The sequence below is a fragment of the Nocardia sp. NPDC002869 genome (assembly GCF_046764065.1).
Classification (GTDB): Bacteria; Actinomycetota; Actinomycetes; order Mycobacteriales; family Mycobacteriaceae; genus Nocardia; species Nocardia rhamnosiphila.
The window spans coordinates 1-5,126 of sequence record NZ_JBKOOL010000259.1 but is presented as its reverse complement, the minus strand read 5'-3'; the positions used below and the strand labels follow the sequence as shown (position 1 = coordinate 5,126).

At 68.0% G+C, this 5,126-nt stretch carries 5 protein-coding genes; all 5 read right to left on the bottom strand.

What is annotated here, in order from left to right:
- On the bottom strand, positions 1–303 hold a 303-nt coding region (locus tag ACLML9_RS27690; RefSeq protein WP_411948258.1), incomplete at its 3' end, for a MarR family transcriptional regulator.
- 106 nt (positions 304–409) lie between these two features.
- On the bottom strand, positions 410–1,111 hold the full coding sequence (locus ACLML9_RS27685; RefSeq protein WP_411948257.1) for a DUF2334 domain-containing protein: 702 nt from the start codon (positions 1,109–1,111) through the stop codon (positions 410–412).
- Positions 1,112–1,249: 138 nt separating this feature from the next.
- A complete protein-coding gene (locus ACLML9_RS27680; RefSeq protein ID WP_411948256.1) occupies positions 1,250–3,424 on the bottom strand; it encodes a S9 family peptidase in 2,175 nt (724 codons plus the stop codon).
- A 70-nt stretch (positions 3,425–3,494) separates the two neighbouring features.
- Positions 3,495–4,427, bottom strand: coding sequence for an alpha/beta hydrolase (locus ACLML9_RS27675; RefSeq protein ID WP_411948259.1), 933 nt, complete (start codon positions 4,425–4,427; stop codon positions 3,495–3,497).
- A 205-nt stretch (positions 4,428–4,632) separates the two neighbouring features.
- Positions 4,633–5,061: an HIT family protein gene (locus ACLML9_RS27670; protein ID WP_411948255.1), complete on the bottom strand. Its 429-nt coding sequence runs from the start codon at positions 5,059–5,061 to the stop codon at positions 4,633–4,635.
- Between the last annotated feature and the right edge of the window lie 65 nt (positions 5,062–5,126).

Here is a 5,126-nt window from a genome sequence, read left to right as displayed (position 1 = left end):
ATTCGCCGCGGCCTGCCGGCCGCGCTCGGTGAGGCGGACGGCGATCTCACGGCCCTGTCCGGGCCGGCGCTCCACGAGTTCCCGTCGCAGCAGGGTGTCGATCATGCGCGCCGCCGCCGACTGGCTCGATCCGACCCGGCGGCCCAGGTCGGTGCCGCTCAGTCCGGGCGAGCCGGCCAGCACCACCAGCGCCGCGGCCGCGCTGGTTCCGACGCCGGTGTCGTCGGCCACCCGCTCGAGCATCAGGTCGGTGACCGCCAGGGCGGCGGCGCCCAACAGGTTCGCGGTCCGGCTATCATGCATGACTCATGCATAACATGCGGGGCATGGCCGAGTCCACTCTTATCCGGTCCCGGGCCGGGAAATGGGAACCGCCGCCCCCGTTATCGCCGAATGGGGCGGCGGAGTCTCAGGCCGCGCGGACGGCGCGGACGGGCTCCCAGCGGTACACCTCGCTGCGCGCCCCGTGATAGAGCGCGAGATCCACCGCGTCCAGCATCGCCTGCCGCGGACCCGGCCGGCCCAGCTGGGTGGCCGATACCGCCAGGCGGAGTACGCCGCCCCGCCGCGCGGTGCGCGCGGCGCCCAGCACCAGCGCGCGGCACCACCAGGGTTCGGCGCGGAACCCCTCCCCGATGCCGTACACCCGCGCCTTCTGCACCGAATTGCGTTCCAGGTCGTGGATACCGGTCAACCCGAGCGAGAGCCGGAAACCGAGCTCGGGCAGCGCCGCGGTCGCACCGGCGGACACATCCCAGCGAGGCGCGGCGAACAGGCGGGTGCGCAGGCCGACCTGCTCCATGGCCCGGTCGGCGGCGGTCAGCCGTAGCAGCGCCTCGTGTCTGGGTAGCGTCGAAAACTCGGCCCGGCGCCGTTTGGTCGCGGCCTGGTCGTAGCCGTGCAGCACCACGGCGTCCCCACGACCGCGACGGCCGCGCAACCAGGCCTGGGTGGTGGGGTCGTCGGTGAGCCGGTACCCGCCCTTCAGCCGCGGTGCCACCAGCAGCGACAATCGCACCCCTCGCTGGTCCATCTCCTCGGCGAAGCCGATTGCCGCGTCCCGGGTGGCTTCCCGGACGCCCGAGACCGAAACGAGCAGCTCAGCGTTCATGTACCGACAATGGCAGCCGCAGGTGTCCGTGGCGTGCAGTGCGGATGACCTGCGCATGCAGGCCCGGTGACCGGCCCGTGGAGCGGATATGGCCGGGCGGCGAACATCGGGACACGATCCGGTCGCCGCCCGGCGGGCCTACTTCTCCCCGAGACCGACGGTGTCCAGCACCCAGGCGTACTCGAAGGCGACCTCGCGCCATTTCTCGTACCGCCCGCTGACCCCGCCGTGCCCGGCGCTCATCTCCGTTTTGAGCAGCAGCGGCGAATCACCGGTCTTGGTGGCGCGCAGTTTCGCGACCCATTTCGCCGGTTCCACATACAGCACCCGGGTGTCGTTGATGCTGGTGATCGCGAGGATGGCCGGATAGTCCTTGGCCGCGACGTTCTCGTAGGGCGAATACGACTTCATGTATTCGTAGACGTCCTTGTCGGCCAGCGGATTTCCCCACTCGTCCCATTCGATCACCGTCAACGGCAACGAGGGATCGAGAATCGAGGTGAGCGGATCGACGAACGGCACATTGGCCAGTACCCCGGCGAACAGTTCCGGCGCGATATTGGCGACCGCGCCCACCAGCAGCCCGCCCGCGCTGCCACCATCGGCGATCATCCGATCCGGCGCGGTAGTGCCGTTGTCGACGAGATGCTGTGCGCAGGAGACGAAGTCGGTGAAGGTGTTCTTCTTGGTGAGTGTTTTGCCGTTCTCGTACCAGAGCCGGCCCATCTCGCCGCCGCCGCGCACATGCGCGATCGCGAAGACCATGCCGCGATCGAGCAGCGACAGCCGCGACACCGAGAAACCCGGATCCATGCTCGCCTCGTAGGAGCCGTAACCGTAGAGCAGCAACGGTTTCGGACCGGCGACACGATCGGTATCGCGCCGGGCGACGATCGAGATCGGAATCCGGGTGCCATCCGCGGCCACCGCCCAATCACGGTGCTGCACATAATCGTTCGCCTCGTAACCGCCGAGTACCGGCTGCTCTTTGCGCAGCAGCAGCGCCCCGGTCTCCACCACATAGTCGAAGACCTGGGTGGGCGTGATGAACGAGGTGAGCCCGAGCCGCAGCGTGGGCTGCTCCCATTCCGGGCAGGAACCGAGCCCGGCACTGTAGAGCTCCAGCTCGAATTCCAGCGCGCGCAGTTCGCCGTAGCCGTCCGCGGTCAGCGGCCACACCGCCACCCGGGGCAGCGCCTCGCGGCGATAGCTGAGCACCAGCTGCCCGGCGAAGGCGTCGATATCCTCGAGCCGCACGTCGTCGCGGTGCCCGATGAGGGTGCGCAGCCGGGACGGGTCGTCGGCCGGAGCATCGGCCAGGACGAAGTTCTCCGCTTTCACCCCGTCCACGACATCGTTGTGCAGGATCAGGAACCGGTCCTCACCCGCCACCACCGCGTGCTCCGCCGAATACTCGACCCCTTCGCGACGGGGCAGCAGCACCCGGAACTCACCGGTCGGATCATCCGATTCCAGCACCCGGCCCTCGGTGGTGATCTTGGACCCCACCCAGATCATCAGATACTTCTCCGACCGGGTGGCGCCGACACTCACCCAGTAGCGCTCGTCCGGCTCGTGGAACACCCGCACATCCGCTGCGGACGTGTCGCCGAGCCGGTGCCGCCACACAGTATCGGGCCGCCAGGATTCGTCGACGGTCTGGTAGAAGACGTGGCTACCGTCCAGCGACCAGGTGGCCCCGGGCGCGGTCCGCGGGATCTCGTCGCCGAGCAGCTCCCCGGTCCGCAGATCCATGAATCGCAAGGTGTAGCGCTCGTCGCCGGCGGTGTCCACCGAGAACGCCAGCAGATTCCCATCGTGGCTCACCGAGAACGCGCCGAGTGCGAAGAAATCGTGCCCTTCGGCCAGCACATTGCTGTCCAGCAGGACCTGTTCGCCGGGAATCTCGGTCCCGGCTTCGAGCTGCGGCGGAGTCCAGGCGTCGATCCCGGCGGCGTTCGCGTCGATCGGGCACCGGCAGTGCACGCCGTACTGTTTGCCCTCGTAGCTGCGCGAGTAGTACCAATGCTCACCGAGCCTGGTCGGCACCGACAGATCGGTTTCCTGGGTGCGGTTCTTGATCTCGTCGAAGATCTTCTCGCGCAGGGGTGCGAGATGCGCCGTCCGGGCCTCCGTATAGGCGTTCTCGGCCTCGAGGTGGGCGATGACCTCCGGATCCTCTTTGTCCCGCAGCCATTCGTATTCGTCGACGAACCGGTCGCCGTGGTGTACCCGCTCGAACGGAACCGTCTTCGCCGTGGGCGCGACCGCCGCGGCCGCCGCGTCGGTTACCGGACTACCACTGTCAGCCATGGCCACCACCGTAGCGGCCCGCCCGCAGCCGCCGGCGAAGACCGCATCCGGCGGGTAGCGGCCGAAAGGATCAGGCGCCGATCGCGGGGCCGATGGTCGGCCAGGACGCCTTCAGATGGTCGTTCCAGTACGACCACGAATGGGTACCGACCGGGCTGTAGTCGACCCGTAGCGGCAGCCCGGCTGCCCGCGCCTTGTGCTCGAACGAGATCACGCAGGCATCGACCGCGAATTCGATCGGTCCGCCGAACACGATGTTCTCCGGCAGCTGCGGTTTCAGTTCCAGTTCGTGCGGTCCGGGCAGGCCGGTACCGGTCGACAGGAACAGCGTCTTGCCGCGCAACCGGTCCAGCATGAGCGCCGGATCATGGGCCGCCCAGTCCGGGCTGCCCCCGGGTCCCCACATATTGTTCGGGTTGCCGCCCCTGGTCATGATGGAGAACTGCACCGCGCCGGCCGCCGTCGCGGTATCCGGGCAGGCGCTGTACCCGGCGACCGCGGTGTAGAGCTGTGGTTGCCGGGCCGCGAGGATGTAGGCGGCGTGCCCGCCCATGGACAGGCCACCGATCGCGTTCTGCCCGTCACCGGCGAAATTGCTGTCGATGATCGGCGGCAGTTCCCGGGTCAGGAATGTCTCCCACCGATAGCGGCCCAGGACCGGATCGTCGTGCTGCCAGTCGGTGAAATAGCTGGCCTTGCCGCCGACCGGGAGCACGACGTTGACGTTCTTGCCGAGGAAGAACCGTTCGGCCTCGGTGGCATTGGTCCAGGTACTTTGGCCGACGCCCGGATCGAGCCCGTCCAGCAGGTAGTAGGTGGGCCGGCTGCCGTCCCCGGCCGGATGCAGCACCTGCACCTGCACGACCTGGTCCATGGCGGGCGAAGAGATGAAGACCGCCGAACGCGTCGGACCGAGTTCATCGATCCGTACGACCTCGGCCGCGGCGGCCGGAGCGGGGCGGAGGACAGGGAGCCCGGCAGCCACACCGATCACCCCCAGCATCAGTACAGCTATCCGAAAATATCGCACGATCGCACCTCCCTGGCCCACCCCGGAAACCAGCTCATGCCCATGCTCGCCATGTCGCCCGACGACAGCGCACAGTCAGCATATTCACAGCAAACATACTGACTATAGTAGACAAACGATCTTACGTGTCCGTATCGATACGATCCGCGAAACCACACCCCCGAGCAGGGAACCCCGCTCACCGTCCCCGCTGCAACGCGCCCCGGATGGAACCGGCCAGATAGTCCAGATCCGCCCGCGGCGGCGTCCGCGGCCGCCCCCGCAAACCGAAGCCGTCCCCCGGCGTCCGGGGAATGACGTGCAGATGGACGTGGAACACTTCCTGCCCCGCGGTCGCCCCGTCGGCCAGGAAGAAATTCACCCCATCGCAGGCCACCTCACTGTCCCGCAACGCCGCCGCCAGCCGCTGTCCCACCTGGAACAATTTCCCACCGAGCACCGGGTCGAGCTCGGCGAGATCCCGCGCCGGTTTCTTCGGCACCACCAGCAGATGCCCTGGCGTCATCGGCCGGATATCCATGAACGCGAGCACATCCTCGTCCTCGTACACCCGGCTGGCCGGCGCCCGCCCGGCAATGATGTCGGCGAAAATCGAGTAGGGATCCATGCTGTGTATATTGGCGCGCCTTCGGCGCGCGGGGTCGAGGCCCCCTCGGTCCGTCGGGATCCTTG